General features: G+C 34.5%; 19 protein-coding genes. 8 read left to right on the top strand and 11 right to left on the bottom strand.

Going from position 1 to position 20670, the window contains the following annotated elements:
* The first annotated feature begins 70 nt into the window (after positions 1–70).
* A complete protein-coding gene (locus HND39_10285; GenBank protein QKJ96636.1) occupies positions 71–1270 on the top strand; it encodes a HAMP domain-containing histidine kinase in 1200 nt (399 codons plus the stop codon).
* A 469-nt stretch (positions 1271–1739) separates the two neighbouring features.
* Here the strand turns inward: HND39_10285 and aroB are convergent, their stop codons facing one another.
* The 4 genes from aroB to HND39_10265 form a co-directional block, all read right to left on the bottom strand.
* Positions 1740–2834 carry a 3-dehydroquinate synthase gene (gene aroB / locus HND39_10280; protein QKJ96635.1) on the bottom strand — a complete coding sequence of 365 codons (1095 nt, stop codon included), beginning with the start codon at positions 2832–2834 and terminating at the stop codon, positions 1740–1742.
* An 18-nt stretch (positions 2835–2852) separates the two neighbouring features.
* Positions 2853–3392 (bottom strand): shikimate kinase, encoded by a 540-nt coding sequence (locus HND39_10275; protein ID QKJ96634.1) that lies wholly within the window; start codon positions 3390–3392, stop codon positions 2853–2855.
* A 61-nt stretch (positions 3393–3453) separates the two neighbouring features.
* On the bottom strand, positions 3454–4170 hold the full coding sequence (locus HND39_10270) for a hypothetical protein (protein ID QKJ96633.1): 717 nt from the start codon (positions 4168–4170) through the stop codon (positions 3454–3456).
* Positions 4171–4281: 111 nt separating this feature from the next.
* Positions 4282–6354, bottom strand: a complete 2073-nt coding sequence (locus HND39_10265) for a hypothetical protein (protein ID QKJ96632.1) — start codon at positions 6352–6354, stop codon at positions 4282–4284.
* A 239-nt stretch (positions 6355–6593) separates the two neighbouring features.
* On the opposite strand from HND39_10265, the gene HND39_10260 reads away from it, so the two are divergent.
* The 4 genes from HND39_10260 (at position 6594) to HND39_10245 (ending at position 12529) form a co-directional block, all read left to right on the top strand.
* Complete coding sequence (locus HND39_10260; protein ID QKJ96631.1) at positions 6594–7283, top strand: Crp/Fnr family transcriptional regulator; 690 nt, start codon at positions 6594–6596, stop codon at positions 7281–7283.
* A gap of 5 nt (positions 7284–7288) precedes the next feature.
* Positions 7289–8122, top strand: a complete 834-nt coding sequence (locus HND39_10255) for a PHP domain-containing protein (protein QKJ96630.1) — start codon at positions 7289–7291, stop codon at positions 8120–8122.
* 128 nt (positions 8123–8250) lie between these two features.
* On the top strand, positions 8251–10497 hold the full coding sequence (locus tag HND39_10250) for a hypothetical protein (protein ID QKJ96629.1): 2247 nt from the start codon (positions 8251–8253) through the stop codon (positions 10495–10497).
* A gap of 70 nt (positions 10498–10567) precedes the next feature.
* On the top strand, positions 10568–12529 hold the full coding sequence (locus tag HND39_10245; protein QKJ96628.1) for an ABC-F family ATP-binding cassette domain-containing protein: 1962 nt from the start codon (positions 10568–10570) through the stop codon (positions 12527–12529).
* A 19-nt stretch (positions 12530–12548) separates the two neighbouring features.
* On the opposite strand, the gene HND39_10240 is transcribed toward HND39_10245, so the two are convergent.
* On the bottom strand, positions 12549–12917 hold the full coding sequence (locus HND39_10240) for a hypothetical protein (GenBank protein ID QKJ96627.1): 369 nt from the start codon (positions 12915–12917) through the stop codon (positions 12549–12551).
* Positions 12918–12974: 57 nt separating this feature from the next.
* Complete coding sequence (locus tag HND39_10235; GenBank protein ID QKJ96626.1) at positions 12975–13949, bottom strand: ROK family protein; 975 nt, start codon at positions 13947–13949, stop codon at positions 12975–12977.
* Positions 13950–14136: 187 nt separating this feature from the next.
* Here HND39_10235 and rsmA point away from each other — a divergent pair, with 187 nt between their 5' ends.
* From rsmA to ubiE, 3 genes are all read left to right on the top strand, one after another.
* Positions 14137–14937: a 16S rRNA (adenine(1518)-N(6)/adenine(1519)-N(6))-dimethyltransferase RsmA gene (gene rsmA, locus HND39_10230; GenBank protein ID QKJ97966.1), complete on the top strand. Its 801-nt coding sequence runs from the start codon at positions 14137–14139 to the stop codon at positions 14935–14937.
* Between the two features lie 17 nt (positions 14938–14954).
* On the top strand, positions 14955–15908 hold the full coding sequence (locus HND39_10225; protein ID QKJ96625.1) for a phosphatase PAP2 family protein: 954 nt from the start codon (positions 14955–14957) through the stop codon (positions 15906–15908).
* Positions 15909–16018: 110 nt separating this feature from the next.
* Positions 16019–16705 carry a bifunctional demethylmenaquinone methyltransferase/2-methoxy-6-polyprenyl-1,4-benzoquinol methylase UbiE gene (gene ubiE, locus HND39_10220; protein ID QKJ97965.1) on the top strand — a complete coding sequence of 229 codons (687 nt, stop codon included), beginning with the start codon at positions 16019–16021 and terminating at the stop codon, positions 16703–16705.
* Between the two features lie 76 nt (positions 16706–16781).
* Here the strand turns inward: ubiE and HND39_10215 are convergent, their stop codons facing one another.
* The 5 genes from HND39_10215 to HND39_10195 are packed head-to-tail and all read right to left on the bottom strand — an operon-like array spanning position 16782 to position 20657.
* Positions 16782–17555 carry a hypothetical protein gene (locus HND39_10215; GenBank protein ID QKJ96624.1) on the bottom strand — a complete coding sequence of 258 codons (774 nt, stop codon included), beginning with the start codon at positions 17553–17555 and terminating at the stop codon, positions 16782–16784.
* A gap of 20 nt (positions 17556–17575) precedes the next feature.
* Entirely contained in the window at positions 17576–18337 is a 762-nt protein-coding gene (locus tag HND39_10210) for a hypothetical protein (GenBank protein ID QKJ96623.1), read from the bottom strand.
* Positions 18334–18909, bottom strand: a complete 576-nt coding sequence (gene rdgB, locus HND39_10205; protein QKJ96622.1) for an RdgB/HAM1 family non-canonical purine NTP pyrophosphatase — start codon at positions 18907–18909, stop codon at positions 18334–18336. The genes HND39_10210 and rdgB overlap by 4 nt, the downstream gene beginning before the upstream one ends.
* Positions 18909–20255 carry an amidohydrolase family protein gene (locus HND39_10200; GenBank protein ID QKJ96621.1) on the bottom strand — a complete coding sequence of 449 codons (1347 nt, stop codon included), beginning with the start codon at positions 20253–20255 and terminating at the stop codon, positions 18909–18911. Before HND39_10200 ends, rdgB begins: the two co-directional genes overlap by 1 nt.
* A 42-nt stretch (positions 20256–20297) precedes the next feature.
* Complete coding sequence (locus tag HND39_10195; protein QKJ96620.1) at positions 20298–20657, bottom strand: carboxymuconolactone decarboxylase family protein; 360 nt, start codon at positions 20655–20657, stop codon at positions 20298–20300.
* Positions 20658–20670 lie beyond the last annotated feature (13 nt).

Below are 20670 nucleotides of genomic sequence, written 5' to 3'. Positions count from 1 at the left end.
ATTTTCAACAGATTATTACTAACCTTTTTTCTAATTTTACCTCAGTGAAATAAACTTTTTAAGGTGCTCTATGAAAATGTCTGGCGGTCCCGCATCGGTTAATCTGAAAATTGTGCTTTTGATAATTGCAGTTCTGATAGCAATTGGAACTCTTTACTATACGCAGACAGTTGTGCAAAAACTGCAGGATAAAGAACGACAGATAGTAGAACTTTACGCAAAAGGAATTGAATACCTGGCTAACACAACAAATCCGGATGTTGATATAACTTTCCTTTTTGATAATATCATAAAACCTATAGACTTCCCACTCATTCAATCAGATGCTGAGAATAATGTTTATAACAGAACGGATATTAGAAATATTGACATTGATTCGAATCTTACGGCTGAACAATTTAAAATTTTTATTGCAGAACAAATCGTTGAAATGGATGCTGCTCATCCTCCCATTGAAGTTAAATATGAGGGAATAATAATAAATAAAATTCACTATGGAGATTCCGAACATATTGAACAGTTGAGATATTATCCTTACATACAACTGATAATAGCCGCTTTGTTTATCGTTATTGGTTATATCAGTTTTAGCAGCATCAAGCGATCAGAACAAAGTAATATCTGGGTTGGGATGGCAAAGGAAACGGCTCATCAATTTGGAACTCCGATATCAAGTCTTATGGGATGGTTGGAAATGCTGAAAATTAATTATAAGGATCCGGATAAAGTGAATGATATTTCAGAAGAGATTAGTAGCGATGTTGAAAAGCTTAACCGAATCACTTACAGATTTTCAAAAATCGGGGCAAAACCTGAACTCGCGAAGCAAAATGTTATTGAGGAACTTAAACAGGTTATATCCTATTTTGAAAGACGACTTCCGCAAACAGGAAAATCCGTAGAACTTAAAATTTCCGGAGATGAAGACGCGTGCGCAGAATTAAACCCGGAATTATTCGGATGGGTAATTGAAAACCTGATTAAGAATGCTCTCGATGCAATCGAAGGAGTAACCGGTAAGATCGAAATTTTAGTTCATCAAACAAAAAATCATGTTGAAGTTGAAGTTAAAGACAGTGGTAAAGGTATTGAAATGAAACGGAGAAAAGACGTCTTCCGACCAGGATATAGCACAAAAAGACGAGGCTGGGGATTGGGACTGAGTCTATCAAAAAGAATAATTGAGGGTTATCATAGTGGAAAAATTTTCGTTAAAAGTTCATTACCCGGAGAAGGAACTACATTCAAAATAATTCTTAGGCGTTGTTAGTTTCTCTATGGAATTCTTTTTATTGATATCTGCTATAAAATTAACATCTGCATATAGAATCCTATCGGCTTTTGATTACATATCTTCTCTCGCCATTTTAATAATGTCACCGACAAAAACTGCGATGCACTGTTTCCTGGATTGCTGATTCAAATGCGCTATTATCGTTTCGTTAACTTCTCTTTCTCTATACGGAATTTCTCGACCAGATCTGTCGTGGTTTCTATCTCTTAAATAACAAATCACTCCAACAAAGGTTCATTCGGAAATACGAATACCAATTTACAGGTAATTATTTCCTTGAAATCAATTTATCTACAGTTTGACGCAATAGAAGTATAAAATCAATATAAAAACCAGTGGCACTGATATTGAGAATTATAAAACGAAATAGTTTAAGCATAGCATCCCTCCAAATATGACACACAAAGCTGCCGGGTTTCGCCCTCACAATCCGGCAGTTGCCCTTTTAAACCAAATCTTTCTTTGTTTTTCTGATTGACTTTAACACTGAATTCTTATTTGCTTCCACATCAACTAATAATTCGCCAAAATTTTTAATCAAAACAAAACGATTCTTTCCGCCTTTATTCTTCTTATCATATTGCATTGACCTGTAAATATCATTTTCATCGAAATTAGTTATTTTTAACTCATCTTTGAACTTAAGTGGAAGCTCAATCATTTTATCTAACTGCTTTTGGTTAATTAATCCCACTTCGTAAGAAAGATTCAATGCATTTAATATTCCGATAATAACAGCTTTACCATGTGGAATTTTATAATCTGAAATAGCCTCATATGCATGAGCGAAGGTGTGTCCAAAGTTCAGAATTTTCCGCAATCCTGATTTTTCAAATTCATCCTGAGCCACAACTGCTGATTTAATTTTTATACACTCTAAAATTACTTCATTAAGAAAATTTTCAGTCGGATTATTTAATAAGCGTGGTGCGGAAAGAAGCTTATCGTAAAACCACTTGTCTGTCAGATATGAATATTTAATAACTTCACCAAATCCTGAAATCATTTCTTCATCAGTGAGCGTTTTAAGAAAGTTCGTATCACTGACTACAATGTCAGGCTGATAAAAAGTACCAATTAAGTTTTTTGTTGATCTGAAATTCACACCTGTTTTGCCACCAATTGAACTATCAACAATAGAAAGCAACGTAGTTGGTATATGAATTAATGAAACTCCGCGCATAAAAGTGGAAGCAATAAATCCCGCAAGATCTCCAATTGTTCCGCCTCCTATTGCAATCAAAAGTGTATCTTTTCCGAATTGTTCCCTGTAAAGTGCAGAATAAATTTTCGAAGCTTCTTCAAGAGATTTTGTTTTTTCAGAAGCTGTAAGAACGCTGAAATGAATTTTATCAGAGATAGTTTTATAAATCTTTTCTATTTCGTTTTTAAAAAGCTTGTTAACCTTTCTGTCAATTATTACAAATATCCTTCCCTTGAGAGAATATTCAATAATTAATTCAGGCAGCAAATCAAACGAATTCTTACCGATGTAAACCGGGTAATTCTTAATACTTGATTTGACAAATACTTTTTTCAAGATCGTGTGAAAATTTATTTATGATTGATTCATAACGTATTTTGCCAGGATATCAACAGTTTTACCAACCGTTTGATTATCGGTATCGATAATATAATCGGCTTGCTCATAATATTTTTTTCGTTCATCGAGCAGTTTATTAATTCGCTCAATAAATTGTTCTTTTGAAGGAACTTCTTCACCTTCAAAAATAAATGAAGGACGGTCTCTTTTAAACCTCAATCGTTGATATGCCATTTCGGGTGATGATTTCAAATAAATAATTTTTCCGGATGATTTTATGATTCTAAAGTTTTCATCGGATGAAATTGCTCCGCCGCCAAGAGAAATGATCGCTTCAGTTTTTTCAGATAATTTTTTTAAAAGCCCGGATTCCGCTTTCCTGAAATAATTTTCACCTTTTGCTTCAAATATTTCAACTACTTTCATTTTTTCCTGAGATTCAACTTCTCTATCGAGATCATAAAAATTCCATCCAAGTGTATTCGCGAGTATTGGTCCTATTGTGCTTTTACCGGCAGCCATAAATCCAGTCAGATAATACATTTTTTTATTCATAAGAATTAAACCAAAAATATATTTTATTATTTGAATAATAAAAGTATGAAGATCTGTGAAATCAAATGCTGATTACAAATCCCAGAATAAATGTGAGTCCGTCAATATCAACTTTTGTATCGAATGCATTTTCTGGAAGATCGATTACATTACCCTGGTAGATAACCTGAGGTGAAGAATATTTGCTTGCGACTGTGTATTGAGGGTCCCGAAATTTCATTTCAAATCTTGCAGAAATATTTTTATATAATACGTAATCAATTGATGCTGTTACATGCATTCCAAGTGCAAATTTTTGCTGTGTGACTTCAAGTTCGACGTCTTGAAATTTTCTAATGAATTCACCAATGTAATATCCAAGTCCACCACCCATCATAAATTTGAAATCTTCAGTCGAAAATGGAAAATGATAGTAAGCTGTAAGTTCAATTGGAATTACAGTGAAGCCATCTTCAACTTCAAAAACGAAAACCTGATTTCCTATAAATGCAGTCAGGTTAGGTAAGACCGAAGTCGTATTGATGTATTCAACATTTAAACCCAATAAAAATTCACTTGAAAATCTGTAACGAACATCCAAAGCATAGCTCCAGATATTTTCAAAAGTTGTAGATTTATTCCTTACTTCAGGATTTGATGAATTGGGATTCAAAAATACTTCAGCCGAGGTTGTATAAACAGCATTGACTGCGATTCCAATACTGGCTGAATCCAATTGAGCATACACAGGTAACACCCAATTCAATATTAATGACAGAATGAAAAATGATTTAATCATTTAAAAAAAGTTTAATGATACCTGAAAGAACATCTAAAAATTTCTTTAAAAAAGAAAACCCTCTTTTCATCCTTCTAAACAGAAAAGAGGGTTGGCTAAAGATATATTAGTTTAATAACCGAAGAACATATACCTGTTATCTACAATATCTGCATTTTCTTTAATCTTGGTTAACCACGTATTTAATGCAACAGATTTTTTCTCCTGAAAGATAGAATTTCTAAGAGTTGCACTTTGATTATTGAATGCTGTTGAATCGAAAGCTGTTTTTTCGTTCAGATGAAATGCAACATAACCTCGTAATCCCTTTATTGGCTCGGAAGTTTCACCAGGTTTCATAGACAACGCTGTGAAAATTACGGCATTGTCTTTTCCAAGAAGTGGAATTGAACTCGCTGCATTGAATTTACCAGTATTAACTACCTGGATTCTGGGATCTATCTGGTTAACATTGTCAATATTATTATTAGCTTTTTTCATCACGTTCAAAGCAAGTTCGCGGGATTTTTCAAATTGTTTTTCTACAACATAAAGCTGCCTGATTTTTGGCTGCTGATCTTCAAATTTTTCAAGACCTTCGGCAATTACTTCTGAAACCTTTGCTACTATAAAACCGTTGGGTAATTTGTAAACCTCACTAATAGAATTCAATCCATTTTCAAATGCAAAGGCAACAAGGCGTTTATTAGCTCCGATACCAGGGATTGATGGACTATTAATAGTAAAGCTTCCACTTTCCTGGATTGTATAACTCATTAATTCTGCTTCTTTTTCAAAACCATTCTTTTTTGCAAGATAAGAAAAATCCGTTGCAGCCGTAGATTTTGCATCGCGTGTAACTGCAGATTCGGTAACTGAATTTGTAATCTTCTCTACCACATATTTACTGTTTGATTCATCAGTTACAAGTATTATATGATAGCCAAAGGAACTTTTAACTGGTTTTTGAACAACTCCGACTTTGGCTCCAAAACTTGCATCTTCAAATTCTTTAACCATCATTCCTTTCCCAAACCAGCCGAGATCACCACCATTTTTAGCGGAACCAGGATCTTTTGAATTATTCATAGCCATCTGTTTAAAATCAGCACCATTAATTAATTCCTGATAGATACGATTTGCTTCAGCTAAATTTGCAGCATCATCTCCCATTTGTGAAATTAAAATATGTGAAGCTCTTACAAACTTATCTTTTGATGGAATTATATTCACGAGATGATAAAGTGCATAACCACCAGTCTTTGAAGGGACCGGTCCTACTATCGAACCAATCTTTGCATGCTTTAATTCATTTATAGCTTCATCTGATAAACCGGATGCTGTTAATGTGTCTATTGAATAAGGTGTTTCAGAATAAATATCTGCGAAATATTTGAAATCTGATGTGTCGTTCTCAGCAGTTTTTTTAACATTTTCAAGATTCTTTATTACCAACATGCTATCTGCATGCGAAGGTTCGTGGCGGAAGAGAACATAAGAGAGTTTTCTTTGCGCATTTATTTTAAACTTATCAGGGTTCTCATCATAAAACTTTCTCAAATCATTTTCAGTGGGTTTGAATGTCGAATCCGGAAATAATGCATTTGGAAATAATGCAAACTTACCTTCCATTGAAATATTCTGCTCAATGAATTTTCTTTTTACTTCATCTTCACTAACCGTAATGCCGGCTTCAAGTAAACTTTGCAGTTTTTTTCTATACTGCATTTGCCTTACAGATTCTTCAGCCTGCAATAGAACCTGTTTGTTCTGTGGATCAAATATTGCTTGTTCATATAATTCGCGATTAAACTGACCGAGTGAATCAATAAAATTCTGTTTGAGGAAAGCCGGAGGATCATCACCCAAAATGATATCTTTAATTTCTTCATCACTAACAGTAATTCCTAATCTCTTAACTTCCTGATCAATAAGTTTTTCAGTAACCAGGGATTCCCATACCTGATCTCTGAACTGATCAAATTGTTCTTCGGGAATGTCATTGCCAGTTTGTTGTTTTTGTTGTTCTCTTTGTCGCTCAACAGCTGCCTGAAACTCCTGGTAAGAAATATCAATTCCATTTACTGAGCCAACATCGTTTGTTCTGCCGCCAATAGCTTCTAGTACGTTCGAATCAGAAATCACCATAAAGAGGACAAACAATGCACCAACTGTAATTATGAAAACGGGTGCAAGGTTTCTCATTTTAGCCATCATTCCCATTACTTAAAAATCTCCGTTTTTAATTCAAAAATAAGGATACAAACATAGACACAGGCTTGTTAAAAATCAATTTAATCCTGAAGAACTTATTGGATTTTTCTACCTGTCTATTCTTCATTTTCAGCTTCGATCCAGCTTCGTATAAGTGATAGTTTATTTGATTTTCAGAGCGGCTAAACCTATTTTAGCCTGTCATCAATTAAGAAAAAGTTGAATTAAAATTGGAAAAAACTGAATTTCTAAAGAGTGTTCCTATCTTTTCTGAATTAAAAGATGAAACGCTTTTACAACTAACCCACTCGGGTTCTGTTCAAAACTTCTCAAAAGATTCTATAATATTGTCTGAAAAGGAAGCTGGTACAGCGTTATTTATTATCATCTCCGGTAAAGTTAAAATTTCCAGAATTAGTTCAGAGGATAATGACAAAGAAGTAATCCTTTCCATTCTTAATCCATCAGATTTTTTTGGTGAAATGTCTCTTCTAGACGGACTTGAAAGATCAGCCACAGCCACGGCAATGGAAGATTCCAAAATTTTTATAATCCAAAGAAATGATTTCCTGAAGCTGTTAGAAGATAATCCTGAAGTTTCAATTGCACTTTTGCAAGAATTGACACAAAGATTAAGAGTTGCGGGTATGAAAATTAAAGCACTTTCACTAAAGGATGCTGAGGGAAAAGTGGCTACGGTTCTGCTTCAACTTGCCGATGATATTGGGAAAATAAAACAAGGTGTAGTAGAAATTGAGAAACTTCCATTTCAACATGAATTAGCAAATATGGCAGGAACTTCAAGGGAAACAATATCACGGACACTTCATTCTTTTGCTAAGAAAGGATTGATTGAGCTTGAAGGTTCAAAACTAAGAATAGTGGAATATGAAAAGTTTAAAACTCTTTATGGACTCTGATAAAAATGGCTGTTGAAAAAACTGATTTACATATGCATACTTTTTATTCTGATGGTTATCATTCACCAGAACAATTAGTTGATAAAGCTAATAAGCAGGGAATAAATATTCTTAGTATTACTGACCACGATAGTGTTAACGCAATAAATGAAGCAATAAGTCACGCAAAAAAATATGGTATTGAAGTAATTCCCGGGCTCGAAATCAGCACCGATATCAGAGATACAGAGGTTCACATACTTGGTTACTTTGTTGAGCCCAAAAACAAAGATCTTGAACACTATCTTAGTTTCTTCAGAGAAGAGAGATTGAAGCGTGCAATAAGAATGGTTAAAAAGTTAAACATCCTCGGTCTTGATATCACAATTGATGACGTTCTTGTATTCGCAAAAAATTCTGCTATCGGCAGACCTCATATTGCGCAAGCATTGCTTGCCAAGGGACAGATCAAATCTTTTTTTGAAGCATTCTATAAATATATCGGTAATCATGCCCCTGCTTACGAAAAGAAAGTTCATTTGTCTCCGCAGAGTGCATTTAAAATTATTAATGATGCTGGAGGATTATCTTTTATTGCACATCCGGGAAATATGCCCGAAATCCTGATAAAAGAGTTGATAGATGCTGGAGTTGATGGTATTGAAGTTGTCCATCCATCACATTCACCTGAGCAGGTTAGATTTTACCGGGGAATTGTAAATGAATACTTTCTGCTCGAGTCAGGTGGCTCAGATTTTCATGGTGGAAAAAGAGAGGACGATGAAAATCTTGGCAGGTTTTATACTTCTGCTAAAGTGGTTGACACTATGAGAACCCGCCTTGTCGGCAATATTGAATGAAACCAGAGCTATTTTTTTTAGACTTTCAAACCTGATTTTTTTTTATAACATTTAATTACAAATACATAAATATTTTGAAGGTACGATTAGCACGTTTCTACGTTTAACTCACAATCGAGAGATAGAAAATGAAAATTTTATTTTTTTTGTTAATCGTTTATTTCTGTACTACTACTGCCCTGCCTCAGCAATTCATTAATTGGAAGAATTATACCGCACTCAAAAATGTTCAGGACGTTGCAATAAGCGGCAATCAAATCTGGAGTGCAGCAACTGGCGGAGCATTTCAATTTACACCCGAATCAAACACGTTTATAACTTTGCATAAATCAGAAGGATTGAAGGGAAATTCTCTAACATCAGTTATTGAAGATAACTCAGGCAGAATCTGGTTTGGCAGTGCTGAAGGAATAATTGATATCTACAACGAAGATACAGGTAGTCTTGATGTAATTCTGGATATCTTTAATTCAAATCAAATCAACAAAAGAATAAACGACTTTTCTATAACAGGTGATACTATAATAGTAGCTTCGGACTTTGGAGTTTCATTAATTAATTCCGGCAGCTTACTTTTCTTCGATACATTCTTCAAGTTTGGAACATTCGCTTCAAACACAAAAGTCAATTGTGCTGTAAAGAATAGTTTATTTTATGTCTGCACCGATCAGGGCGTTGCAATTCAAAAACCAGGTGCAACGAACCTTTCAGCGCCTGAATCATGGAATGTTTATTCAAGTAGTAACGGACTGCCATCAAACAAAACTTTTAAACCAGGATTATTCCAGGGAAATTTAATCGTCAGTACTGATAAAGGTTTCTCGAAGTTCGAAAATAATATCTGGAATAATTTCATTACTGAATTAGCCAATATAAATATTAATGATTTTCAAATCAGCGGCGATTCAATAATTATTCTCGCACAGAAGAATATATATCTTTACTATAATCAAACTCTTAGCGTACTTTACAACTCTGCGGTATCAATTTCTAAAATTGAATTCGGAAAAAATCTTGGATATGTATGCGCAAGTACAAACGGTACACTTTTTCTAAACACTTTAATGATCGGTGATTTTGTATCACCGAATGCACCACCGGCTAATCAATTCCCTTCAATGAGTGTTGATGATAACAGTAAACTTTGGTCTGCAAGCGGTAAAGATGTTACAGGGATTGGATATTATACTTACGAGAATGAAAACTGGAATTATTTTAATGCTTCAAACACTCCTGAGTTACCAACAAATGCTGTTTATCATGCTTTCACGTCAGGAACAACCGCATATCTTGGCGGCTGGGGTTATGGGTTTCTCGAAGTGAATGGTGATAACAAAAAACTTTTTAACAGAGCAAATACCGGTATGCAGGGAATACCAAGCAATCCGGATTTTGTTGTAGTCACCGGATTCGGGAAAGACTCGCGAAATAATTTATGGGCACTGAATTATTGGGCAGTTGACAGAAATACTTTATCAATGAGAACGCCGGATAGTGTCTGGTATCATTTTACAATTCCTGCTGCTCAGGGTAGAACATTATTAGGCATTGAGAATCTTGCAATCGATCCATACGACACAAAGTGGTATAGCTGTACTGACGGATCAAACTCAAGATTTGGAGTATTCTACTTCAATGAAAATAAAACTTACGAAGATCCAGCGGATGATAGGTCAGATTTCCTGACTACATCTGATGGATTAAATCAAAATGATATACGTGATGTTGTGGTTGACAGGAGAGGCGATGTTTGGGTTGGAACAAGTCTCGGAGTGAATATTATAACAAATACCAGTGCAATCCCGACTTCAGGTAGTTCTGCGCTTAGAATATCGAATGTGTTTGTTCTTCGACAGCAATCAATAAATGCAATTGCAGTTGATCCACTGAATCAAAAATGGATTGGTACAAATGAAGGATTGCTTTTAGTAAATTCAGATGGTTCAAGATTAATTACTACTTTCACGGCACAGAACAGTGCTTTACTCTCCAATATTATCAGAAGTATTGCAATTGATGAGAACAAAGGAATAGTTTACGTCGGTACTGATGAAGGTTTAACTTCATTTGAAACGCCATATATAAAACCATTGGAAAGCTTTAATGAACTTTTCGTTTATCCAAATCCATATAAAATAAAAAGTGGAAATAATCTTTTAACTATTGATGGGTTGATTCGTGATACAGAAATTAAAATTCTGACTATAGACGGAATTCTTGTCAGTCAATTTTTTTCTCCCGGTGGAAGAACCGCTTACTGGGATGGAAAAAACAAAAATGGTGAATTAGTAAATACTGGCGTTTATATAATTGTTGCTTTTAATGCTGATGGCAATGAAGTTGTAACTGGTAAAGTTGCTGTTCTGAGAGAATAATGGCCCCACCCTGCCCTCCCCAAAGGGGAGGGACAATTTTAAAAAATAAATTTGCGTCCATGTTTTTCAAATGATTGATCTATCGAATATCACACTTCAGTTTACAGGGGAAAATCTCTTCCAGAATGTTAACCTGAAAATCAATTCGGGCGATAAAATTTGTCTCGTCGGTTCAAACGGAACAGGTAAATCTTCTCTTCTGAAAATGCTTGTCGGAGAAATTGAACCCGAATCAGGATCAATCAATAAACAGAAAAATATTACTATCGGCTATCTCCCGCAGGATCAGGTTGTTCATCGCGGAAAAACTTTAATTGATGAAGTCTTCACTGCACTTTCGGATATCAAATCCCTTCATCAAAAAGAAAAAGAAATTATCGCACAACTTGAATCATCATCGAGCGACGAAGAAAAGGAAGATCTCGTTAATCAACTTGGTGAAGTTCATCTTCGTTTGGAAGAACTCGAATCTTACAGTATAGAATATAAAATTGAAAAAATCTTAACCGGACTTGGCTTTGAAGAAAAAGATTTTAAAAGACTTACGGATGAATTCTCGGGTGGATGGCAAATGCGAATAGCAATGGCAAAGCTTCTCATCGCTCAAAATGATCTTCTTCTATTTGATGAACCAACAAACCATCTCGATCTTGATTCGCTTCAATGGCTAATCGGTTATATTCAAAGCTTCAAAGGATCGATGATAATTGTTTCGCACGATAAAAATTTTGTGAATCTCACCACAAACCGAACATGGGAAATATTCTTAAGAAAAATAAATCCATACAACGGCAAGCTGAATGATTACCTGAAATACAAAGAAGAACGCGACCAGATGCTGATTAATCAAAGGGAAATTCAGCAGAAAAAAATTAAAGACACTCAAAAGTTTATCGAGCGCTTTCGTTATAAAGCGACAAAAGCCCGACAAGTGCAAAGCAGAATAAAGCAGCTTGAAAAGGTTGAACTGATTGAAATTCCCGATGATGAAGAAACTGTAAACATTCGGTTTCCAAATCCACCACCATGTGGAGTTTTTAACGTTGAACTGAAAGGAATTCAGAAATCTTTCGGCGAGATGAAGCTGTTTGACGGAATTGATTTCAGAGTGAATCGCGGAGATAAAATTGCATTTGTCGGGCCAAATGGTGCTGGCAAAACTACTCTCTCCAAAATCATAGCTGGAAAAATTGATTTCAATAAAGGTGAAAAAATATCTGGTCACAATAACATTATTTCCTATTATTCGCAGGATGTTGCTGATTCTCTCAATCCAGAAATTGATCTGATTGAAACTTTAGACTCCGTAGGTTCTGCGAAGACAATCGGACAGCTTCGATCACTTCTTGGTGCATTTCTTTTTTCCGGTGATGATGTTTTCAAGAAGGTTGGAGTTCTTTCCGGAGGAGAAAAAAGCAGACTGGCACTTGCAAAAATTTTGCTCTCTCCTTCCAATTTTATAATCCTCGATGAACCGACAAACCATCTCGATTATTCATCCAAAAAAGTTTTACAGCAGGCATTAGTTAATTTTTCCGGTTCGCTGATACTTGTTTCCCACGATGTGGAATTTCTAAAACCAATTGCGAACAGAGTTGTTGATATTCGTCCTGCCTACCGGCAGGCAGGGCAGAGCAATTTAAAAATTTACGAAGGTGATATTGAATATTATCTCTACAAGAGAAACGAAGAAACAGAACAAGTTTCATCTACAAAAAAAGAACATCCAACCGAAACATCTTCCCACAAAGAACAGAAACGTATTGAAGCCGAGAAACGCAATCAGAGATACAAAGCCACAAAAGATTTGAAGGAACGGCTTGCAAAGCTTGAAAAAGAGATCCACAAGCTTGAGCAGGAGCTTAAAAAAATAAACGCAGTTCTTATTAATCCCGACACATATAACAATCACTCTCAGATACGCGAGCTTAATGAAAAGCTCAAAGAATTGAAATTATCGCTTGATGAAAAAGTTAAAGAATGGGAAGAAGTGAGTTTGAGTTTGGAGGAGGTTGAGAGGGAGTTTAGCTAATGTTTCATTCCCTTAAATATCACTTCAATTGATCGAATGTGTATAAATATTTATTCCTATTTTTAATTAATTTAAGAGTATCAGAAAATTTTCCTTTTATAATCGTGTCCCCTTTTTCCGCTAAATGATCAAAAATTCTATTTTTATTTAGCTCACTCGTTCGAGGATAAAAGATAAACATCTTTGAATTTCCTTTAATTCTAAAAACAACACCATGTGATGCGAGTGCAACGTATTCTAATTCTCCAATAATATTGGTCGTATCGAAATCTATAAAGTTATTCTTAAATCTATTGCTCTCATACTTTTCACGAACAGCAAAAAATATTATTATAAATAATAAAACTACTAGAGTACTAGCAATTACTTTTACTTTTTTTGTTAGCATTTTATCAGACTTTATATAATTGTTATTTTCAAATTATTTCAAACAAACCGATTTCAACTAAACCCTCACGCCCAAAAACTCTTCAGCAAGTGCAATACCACCGTAAACTGCGGCATCATCGGCAAGTCTGCTGGCAACAATTTTCAAACCTCTGGCAGAATCATTAAGCACGTGTTCAGAAAAAGATTTTTTTATTAATGGAAGCATATAAAAATCCAGCGCTTCAATCATCCCTCCGCCGAGAACGATCATATCGAGATTCAAAAGATTTGCAATACTTGCAAGAGTATCTCCAATTACTTCGCATCCTTCTTTTATTCTTCTTCGGACAACTTTATCACCGGACTTTACTGCATTAGACAGTGACTTGCTTCTTATTCTCTCTCCCGATTTTACCAACTTCGATAGCTTACTTCGTTTACCTGATTTAATATCTTTTATAATTTTATTTACGATTGCAGTTCTGCTTGCAATCGCTTCAAAGCAGCCTTTTCTACCGCAGCCGCATTTTGGTCCGTTCTTTTCGACAAGCATATGTCCGATTTCACCCGCGACATAATTTGAGCCGCGGTACATCTTTTCGTCAATTATCAATCCTCCGCCGATCCCGGTTCCAACAAAAACTGCAAGCATATTTTTTGATTTCTTCCCAACACCAAAAGTTTTTATCCCAAGTGCACCGAGGTTAACATCATTCTCAATTAAAACAGGAAAAGGAATTTCAGCTTCCAGCATTTTTTTAATGTTGAAATTTTTCAATCCAAGATTTGGTGCTAAACCAATTATTCCTGTTAATGGATTAACAGTTCCCGGAACTCCGAGACAAACGGCTTTTATTTTTTTCTTGCTGATTTGCGTTTCTTCAATCAGCTCGTAAACTGCTTCAACGAGCTGGTAAACATATTTTTTTCTTGTAGCTGTTGGATCCGTTGGCTTTTTTACGCGGGCGATTATTCCATCTTTTGAATTTACAACACAGCCGAGAACTTTCGTTCCGCCCATATCAATGCTGATTACTGAATCTCTGTGCATTTAGAATAAATCCTATTTTGTTTTTGAAAAACTAAAGAGAAAATGATTTTTATCAAAAAGTTATGAGTTTGTCATCCTGAATTTACCTGCCTGCCGGCACGGCAGGTTTCAGGATCTACGATTATTGTTTAAGATGCTGAAACAAGTTCAGCATGACGGCTGGATAGAATTTCTTATTTTTGTCACAATGAAAATCCATAACAAACCCAAAAAACGATTCGGTCAGAACTTTCTGCTGGATGAAAACATCCTGAATAAAATTGTAAAGGAAATAAATCCACAGAATGATGAGCTGATAGTTGAGATCGGTCCTGGTTATGGTGCTTTAACTCAGAAATTACTTTCAGTAACCGAAAATATAATTGCAGTTGAAATTGATAATAAACTTGCCGGTGATTTGAAAGAAAAATTTCCACAGCTTCAACTCATCAATGAGGATTTTTTAGAAACTGATATATCTGCATTAGTTTCATCAGGGAAAAAATTTCGTGTCGTTGGAAACATTCCATACAACATAACATCGCCAATACTTTTTAAGTTGATTGAAAATAATAATTTAATACACGATGCGGTATTTATGGTTCAGCTTGAAGTTGCAAAACGAATGATTGCAAATAAAGGAACAAAAGATTACGGCATCCTGGCTGTTGTGTTAAAATTCTTTACTGAAACAAAATTATGTTTCAAAATCTCACCTAATGTTTTCTATCCGAAACCAAATGTTTATTCAGCATTAGTTCACATTAACTTCAAAGATATCAGCAATTCAGAAGAAGAGAAAAAATTATTCATCCAAATTGTAAAAGCATCGTTTGGAAACAGAAGAAAAATCCTAAAAAATTCATTTGGTAATAGTATATTTCACGAAATTGATTTTACAAATTCGGGTATTGACCTTTCACTCCGTGCTGAGAATCTGGTTGTTGATGATTTCATACAACTTGCAAAGTATGTCAAGAAAATTTCACCCGGATTTACCCGAAAGTAATCCCTGTAATATTCTGAATGGATAAATTCAAACAGTTCGTTAAACATCTTAAAGCTTTCGACGTTGTTGTTATAGTCTTCTACATCATTCTATCAGTAGTACATTTAATCTATCGTGACAGAATTGAAACCTGGGAATTTTGGATAGCAGTAAACTTGTTCATTATTTTAATTTCATTTTTATTTGCATACCTTGAATCGAAATATGATAATGAATTCTGGAACGCAGCTCATTACTGGTACATCGTTCCGGTTGTTCTGATTACTTTCAAGCAGCTTTATTTCATGATCCAGCCTATCAGAATCTACGATCATGACGAGATGTTTATTCTCATCGACAGAATATTATTTTTCGGAAATGACCCGACACAACTGCTCTGGAAAATCTCAACTCCATTGCTAACTGAAATTTTACAAATTGTGTATGGAATTTTTTATCTGCTTCCGATTTTACTTGGATTATTCCTCTTGCGCAAGAAGCGTTATGTCGCGATGGATTTTTCAGTTTTTGTTGTCATCTACGGATTTTATCTGTCATATCTCGGATATTTTATCTGGCCGGGAATCGGTCCAAGATTTACACTACACAATTTCGATACAATAAATCAGGATTTGCCAGGACTTCTATTAACAAACTTTTTACGTGAAATCGTAAATACAGGTGAATCGATTCCTGCCGGTACACCAAATCCCGCAGAAGTTGTTCAGCGTGATATTTTTCCCAGCGGACATACAATGATTACACTGATCGTGATGTATTTATCCTATCGTTTAAAAAGCAGGTCAAGATTTTTCTTTATTCCGGTTGGAGCTCTACTAATTTTTTCAACCGTTTATCTGTGGTATCATTATGTGATAGATTTAATTGGCGGATTAACATTTATGATATTCGCAGTTTGGTCAGGTAAATACATTTTCAACTGGTGGCAAAGAAAGATTGGCAAACCGGAATTTGAGTACGGAAAATACTAGCACAATGTCAGGATTATTTTAGTTGTCAATTTCATACAAATATACAGCTCGAACATTCATACAAGATTGCGTGCATGTTTGCATAGATGTATGATCAATCGGTATTAAATATTATGCAGGATAAAAAGAACAAGGTTAAAAACATATTTGATTCAATTGCTTTCAGATATGATTTTCTGAATCATCTATTAAGTTTTGGCGTTGACAAATACTGGAGAAGAAAAGCTCTGAAACTTAGCAAAGTCGGCAGTGAAAGTTTTTTGCTTGATGTTGCCTGTGGTACTGGTGATGTTGCAATTGAAGCTTACAAACAGGGTGTGAGAAAAATTATTGGTGCTGATTTCTCTCAAAATATGCTTCAGCTTTTCTCAAAAAAAAGTGATTGGATAAAGGGGAAAACAGTTCAAACGACTGCAGAGCAAATGCCATTCACTGACAATACTTTCACAAATATAACTGTTGCATTTGGAGTCAGAAACTTTTATGATATTCAGGAAGGATTTAAATCGTTCTATCGGGTTATGAAATCAAATGGTAAAGCAACTGTCATTGAATTTCAGATGCCGCAAAATATAATTTTCAAAACACTGTATAAATTTTATTTTAAAAGAATACTTCCTTTTATTGGTGGAATTATTTCCAAAAATAAAACTGCATATCAATACCTGCCGAATTCAGTTGAAGAATTTGATGAAAAAATTTACCTGGTTGATATGCTGAAACAAGCGGGATTCAAATCTGTAAAAAAATTCAGACTTACTTTTGGAATCGTTCAGGTTGTGATTGCGGAAAAGTGATTGCTTTGAGTCTTAGTGTCTTTGTGGCTATAAATATTTTTTTGCCACTAAGGCACAAAGTCACTAAGCGTAACCTTCACTCAGAAATACTGTAATCGATCAATTCTTGAGTGAGGATATTTGAAGAAGGTTCAAAAGAAATTCCACCTTCACCGATATTCACAATAAACTGATTACCTTCAAATTTTATTAAGCCAATATCTTCTACATACCACATAAATGCAGAGTAAGTCTGAGGTGGAGATCCAATCCCGGAAAATAATTCCAGAGTGTATTTTACTTTTTGAGCAGTAACATTAATAATTCCTGAAATTAAATTTAAATCAACCTGTTCAGCTTTATCAAAACTTGAGATCACATCAAGAATTTTAATTTCAACACCAGATTGAATTTCCGCAGTTATTCTGTACAAACTCCAGCTACTGCCTGTTTTAAGTGGATAAAACAATAACTGCATTTCATTCCGAAGTGTTACGTATTGTTTTAATGTGTCCGGAATTAGTTGCGAAACCTGGCTCGTATCAACTGCATAAAAAATACCAGTTTCAGATTTACGAACTAAATAAGAACTCACCGAACTTTGACTTTCAAAATCCAATGAATCTGTCTGAGTCGTATAATTTATTCCATTATAAATTGTTGAACCGGAAAAGAAAATATTTCTTGTGCCGGATTGAACAATGTTGCCGTTTGAATCTTTTTCAGTAACTGAATATTTATAAGAGGAACCAATTCCCACCGGAAAATTATCGAGATAATTTTGTTGAAGTGGTTCAGTAGAAGTGTCATTACAATAAATCAGTAACAGTAATAAAAAACTAAAGAAGAATATTTGCTTTATAATTTTCATTTTGAATTATTATTAGTCAATTACTTAACATTGAATGAAACAAGTTCTTCAGAAACCGTTGTGTTGACGGGATAAATTTCAGCTCCTGCAAAGAAATTAATTAACTTTGCATCACCTTCCCATTTAATAAATCCAATTCCTTTTGCAATCCATGCATTGACTTCAAATAATTTCGGAGTTTGATATAAGCTTGTTGTAAACCTTGCATCATATCTGATTTTAAAAACTTCCGTGGTTCGTGTTGTATTTTGAAAAATGATTGTAAGTGTGTCTAATGATATGACTTCAGCATCAACATTAAAAATTTGAATTTGAGGAATGTCCGTCCAAATTTCAAATACATGCCAAGTTTGATTTACTTCCAACGAATCATTTAGGAAAGGATATTCTAAAGCAAGCGAGAAATTGTTACGCAATGAATCAGGTAAAATATAGTAAGAACCAATTGAATCTAATGTATTACAGTTATTGACTCCCGAAGAGTGTTTTCTAAAATAAGAATTGTTTTCTGTTTGAAGACTAGTTAATTCAAATACATCAGACTTAACCTGGAAAGACGTTCCATAAAATATTGTATCACCGTTATAAACAGATTTTCGAGTGCCAGTTTGAAGAATTATCCCATTTGTATCAAATAATGAAACATTGTAGTTATAAAAATTACCATCCTTGTTGGGAAAAAAATCAATTGGATCATTGTTGAATAATGGTTCAGTGGTTAATTCACTACATGCAAAAAATAAAAGTAAAAGAATCAGAAAAAATGCTAATATCTTTTTCATAAATATTTTTTCAACTGATTAAAAGCTTTAAACCTGTGACTAATTTTATTTTTTATTTCCGATACTAATTCTGCTGATGTTTTACCATAACCATCAGGTAAAAATAATGGATCGTAACCAAATCCATTCGTACCGCGAGCTTCTTTAATTATCTGACCGTTAATTTCGCCCATTGTTATTTTAAAATCAGTCCCAAAATAATAGACCGCTGCACAAATAAATTTTGCTCTGTGAGGTTGGGGAAAAGATTTTAACTTTTCAAGAAGCTTGATATTATTTTCATTGTCTGTTGCATTCTCGCCGGCATATCTTGCAGAATAAACTCCGGGTTCATTTCCCAATTGTAACGCAACAATTCCGGAATCATCGGCAATTGTTGGAAGTTTATATTTATTATAAATGGTTTCGGCTTTTATCTTTGCATTGCCTTCGAAAGTGTCGGCTGATTCGTGAATTTCATCTGTGTAACCGACATCATTCAAAGAAAGTATTTCAACATTAATTCCATTCAGGATGTGCCGGACTTCTTTTACTTTTCCTTCATTCTTTGAAGCGAATATTATCTGTCTCATCAAATTCTTTTTAATAACATTTTTAATTCTTCTTTACCATCTGCAATTAATTTCTGCTGGTCATAAATACTTGATTTTCGATCTTTAACTAACCACTTGCCATCAACCATCACACTTTTTACATTCTCAGTTGATGATGAAAAAACTATATCCGAATAAACTGAATCATCCGAATCAGAATATGAGTTTGAATATGAATTGAGATCGATTAAAACCAAATCTGCTTTCTTACCAACCTCAATACTTCCAACTTCATTTTCGAGATGAAGAGCTTTCGCGCCATCTATCGTTGCCATTCTGAAAATTGTTTTTGCATTCATTACTTCCGCACCATGAATCGGTTTTTGGATCAGAGAAGCCAATCTCATTTCGTTAAATATGCTGAAATTATTATTACACGCTGCACCATCCGCACCAAATGAAACTGAAATTCCTTCCTTCAAATATTGTGGAATCGGTGCAACACCTGAACCAAGTTTTAAATTGGACGATGGGCAATGCGCGATTTTTGTATTTCTGTCCTTTAACATTTTTCTTTCGTTATCAGAAGTGTGAATACAATGAGCTAAAACAGTACGATCATCCAGCACATCAATTGAATTAAAGTATTCAATATTTTCTTTTTGAAGTCTTTTCCGCACTTCATTAATCTCATCAATACTTTCCGATGAATGTGTATGATAAATACTTCCCGGAAAATCTTTCATTATCTCTTTTGATTCTTTAAGAAGTTTTTCGGTACACGATAAAACAAATCTCGGTGAGAAAGAATATTTAATTCTTCCATCTGCTGAATTATGAAATTGTTTTGCAAGGCTTGTAATCTGTTTTACTTCATTGTTTGTTGAGGATTTAAAATCAGGATAAAGGTCGTTCAGATCAATCAGACATTTACCGGAAAAGCCGCGAATCCCTGAATTGATCATCTCCTGTAAAACGATTTCACCAAAACGCAAAGTTCCCATATCAAGCAGCGTTGTTGTTCCGGACATCAAAAGTTCATTGATGCTAAGTCGTGCTGTTGTTTGCAGAGAATTTTCGTCATGTGCATTTTCAAATGGAAATATTTTTAATCGAAGCCAATCGAGAAGCGGCAATTCATCAGCTAATCCTCTGAAAAGCGTTTGACTGAGATGAACGTGGGTTTGTATAAATCCCGGAATAAGAGTCAGATTCCGTGCATCATATACTTCATCAAAATTTTGCTTTTCAATTTTTTCGACCGGAATGAATGCAGAAATTTTGTTATCAATGATTTCAACAGCCTGATTTTTAATAATTAAATCTTTTTTGTCGGCTGTTACTATTTTTTTTGGAATGATTAGAATATTTTTTTTCTTCTTCATTTTCTTACTCCTGCCTGCCGGCAGGCAGGCTTATTCATACTCTTACTCTTTCTCAGATTTCTCCACGTAAATCTCTTCCATCACTTCAAAAGCATATCGAAGATGTGGAATCACAATTGAACCTCCGACAATCAGTGCAATGTTGAATGCTTCGTGTAATTCTTCCTTTGTTGCGCCTTCAGAAATTGAACGATCGATATGATAAAAAATGCAATCATTACACCGAAGTACCATAGAACCGACAAGTCCCATCAGTTCTTTCATCTTTACAGGTAATGCACCTTCGATGTAGGCTTTGTTATCAAGCGCGAAAAATTTATTAAAATCTCTGAAACCTGAGTTAAGAATTTTATCGTTCATCTCAAGTCTGTATTTTCTTGTTTCGGGTACACTCTTTTTCATTTTACTCCTCTTA

Source organism: Ignavibacteriota bacterium (assembly GCA_013285405.1).
In the GTDB taxonomy this organism is placed as follows: domain Bacteria; phylum Bacteroidota; class Ignavibacteria; order Ignavibacteriales; family Ignavibacteriaceae; genus IGN2.
This window is presented reverse-complemented; position numbering and strand designations above follow the sequence as displayed.

Bases quoted from the DNA above. Each gene is read 5' to 3' on its own strand.
- HND39_10195 (QKJ96620.1), bottom strand. From the start codon at position 20,657: ATGAAAAAGAGTGTACCCGAAACAAGAAAATACAGACTTGAGATGAAC.
- HND39_10210 (QKJ96623.1), bottom strand. From the start codon at position 18,337: ATGAAAAAGATATTAGCATTTTTTCTGATTCTTTTACTTTTATTTTTT.
- HND39_10235 (QKJ96626.1), bottom strand. From the start codon at position 13,949: ATGCACAGAGATTCAGTAATCAGCATTGATATGGGCGGAACGAAAGTT.
- HND39_10215 (QKJ96624.1), bottom strand. From the start codon at position 17,555: ATGAAAATTATAAAGCAAATATTCTTCTTTAGTTTTTTATTACTGTTA.
- HND39_10200 (QKJ96621.1), bottom strand. From the start codon at position 20,255: ATGAAGAAGAAAAAAAATATTCTAATCATTCCAAAAAAAATAGTAACA.
- HND39_10250 (QKJ96629.1), top strand. From the start codon at position 8,251: ATGAAAATTTTATTTTTTTTGTTAATCGTTTATTTCTGTACTACTACT.
- HND39_10275 (QKJ96634.1), bottom strand. From the start codon at position 3,392: ATGAATAAAAAAATGTATTATCTGACTGGATTTATGGCTGCCGGTAAA.
- HND39_10225 (QKJ96625.1), top strand. From the start codon at position 14,955: ATGGATAAATTCAAACAGTTCGTTAAACATCTTAAAGCTTTCGACGTT.
- rdgB (QKJ96622.1), bottom strand. From the start codon at position 18,909: ATGAGACAGATAATATTCGCTTCAAAGAATGAAGGAAAAGTAAAAGAA.
- HND39_10270 (QKJ96633.1), bottom strand. From the start codon at position 4,170: ATGATTAAATCATTTTTCATTCTGTCATTAATATTGAATTGGGTGTTA.
- HND39_10240 (QKJ96627.1), bottom strand. From the start codon at position 12,917: ATGCTAACAAAAAAAGTAAAAGTAATTGCTAGTACTCTAGTAGTTTTA.
- HND39_10245 (QKJ96628.1), top strand. From the start codon at position 10,568: ATGATTGATCTATCGAATATCACACTTCAGTTTACAGGGGAAAATCTC.
- HND39_10285 (QKJ96636.1), top strand. From the start codon at position 71: ATGAAAATGTCTGGCGGTCCCGCATCGGTTAATCTGAAAATTGTGCTT.
- HND39_10265 (QKJ96632.1), bottom strand. From the start codon at position 6,354: ATGAGAAACCTTGCACCCGTTTTCATAATTACAGTTGGTGCATTGTTT.
- HND39_10255 (QKJ96630.1), top strand. From the start codon at position 7,289: ATGGCTGTTGAAAAAACTGATTTACATATGCATACTTTTTATTCTGAT.
- rsmA (QKJ97966.1), top strand. From the start codon at position 14,137: ATGAAAATCCATAACAAACCCAAAAAACGATTCGGTCAGAACTTTCTG.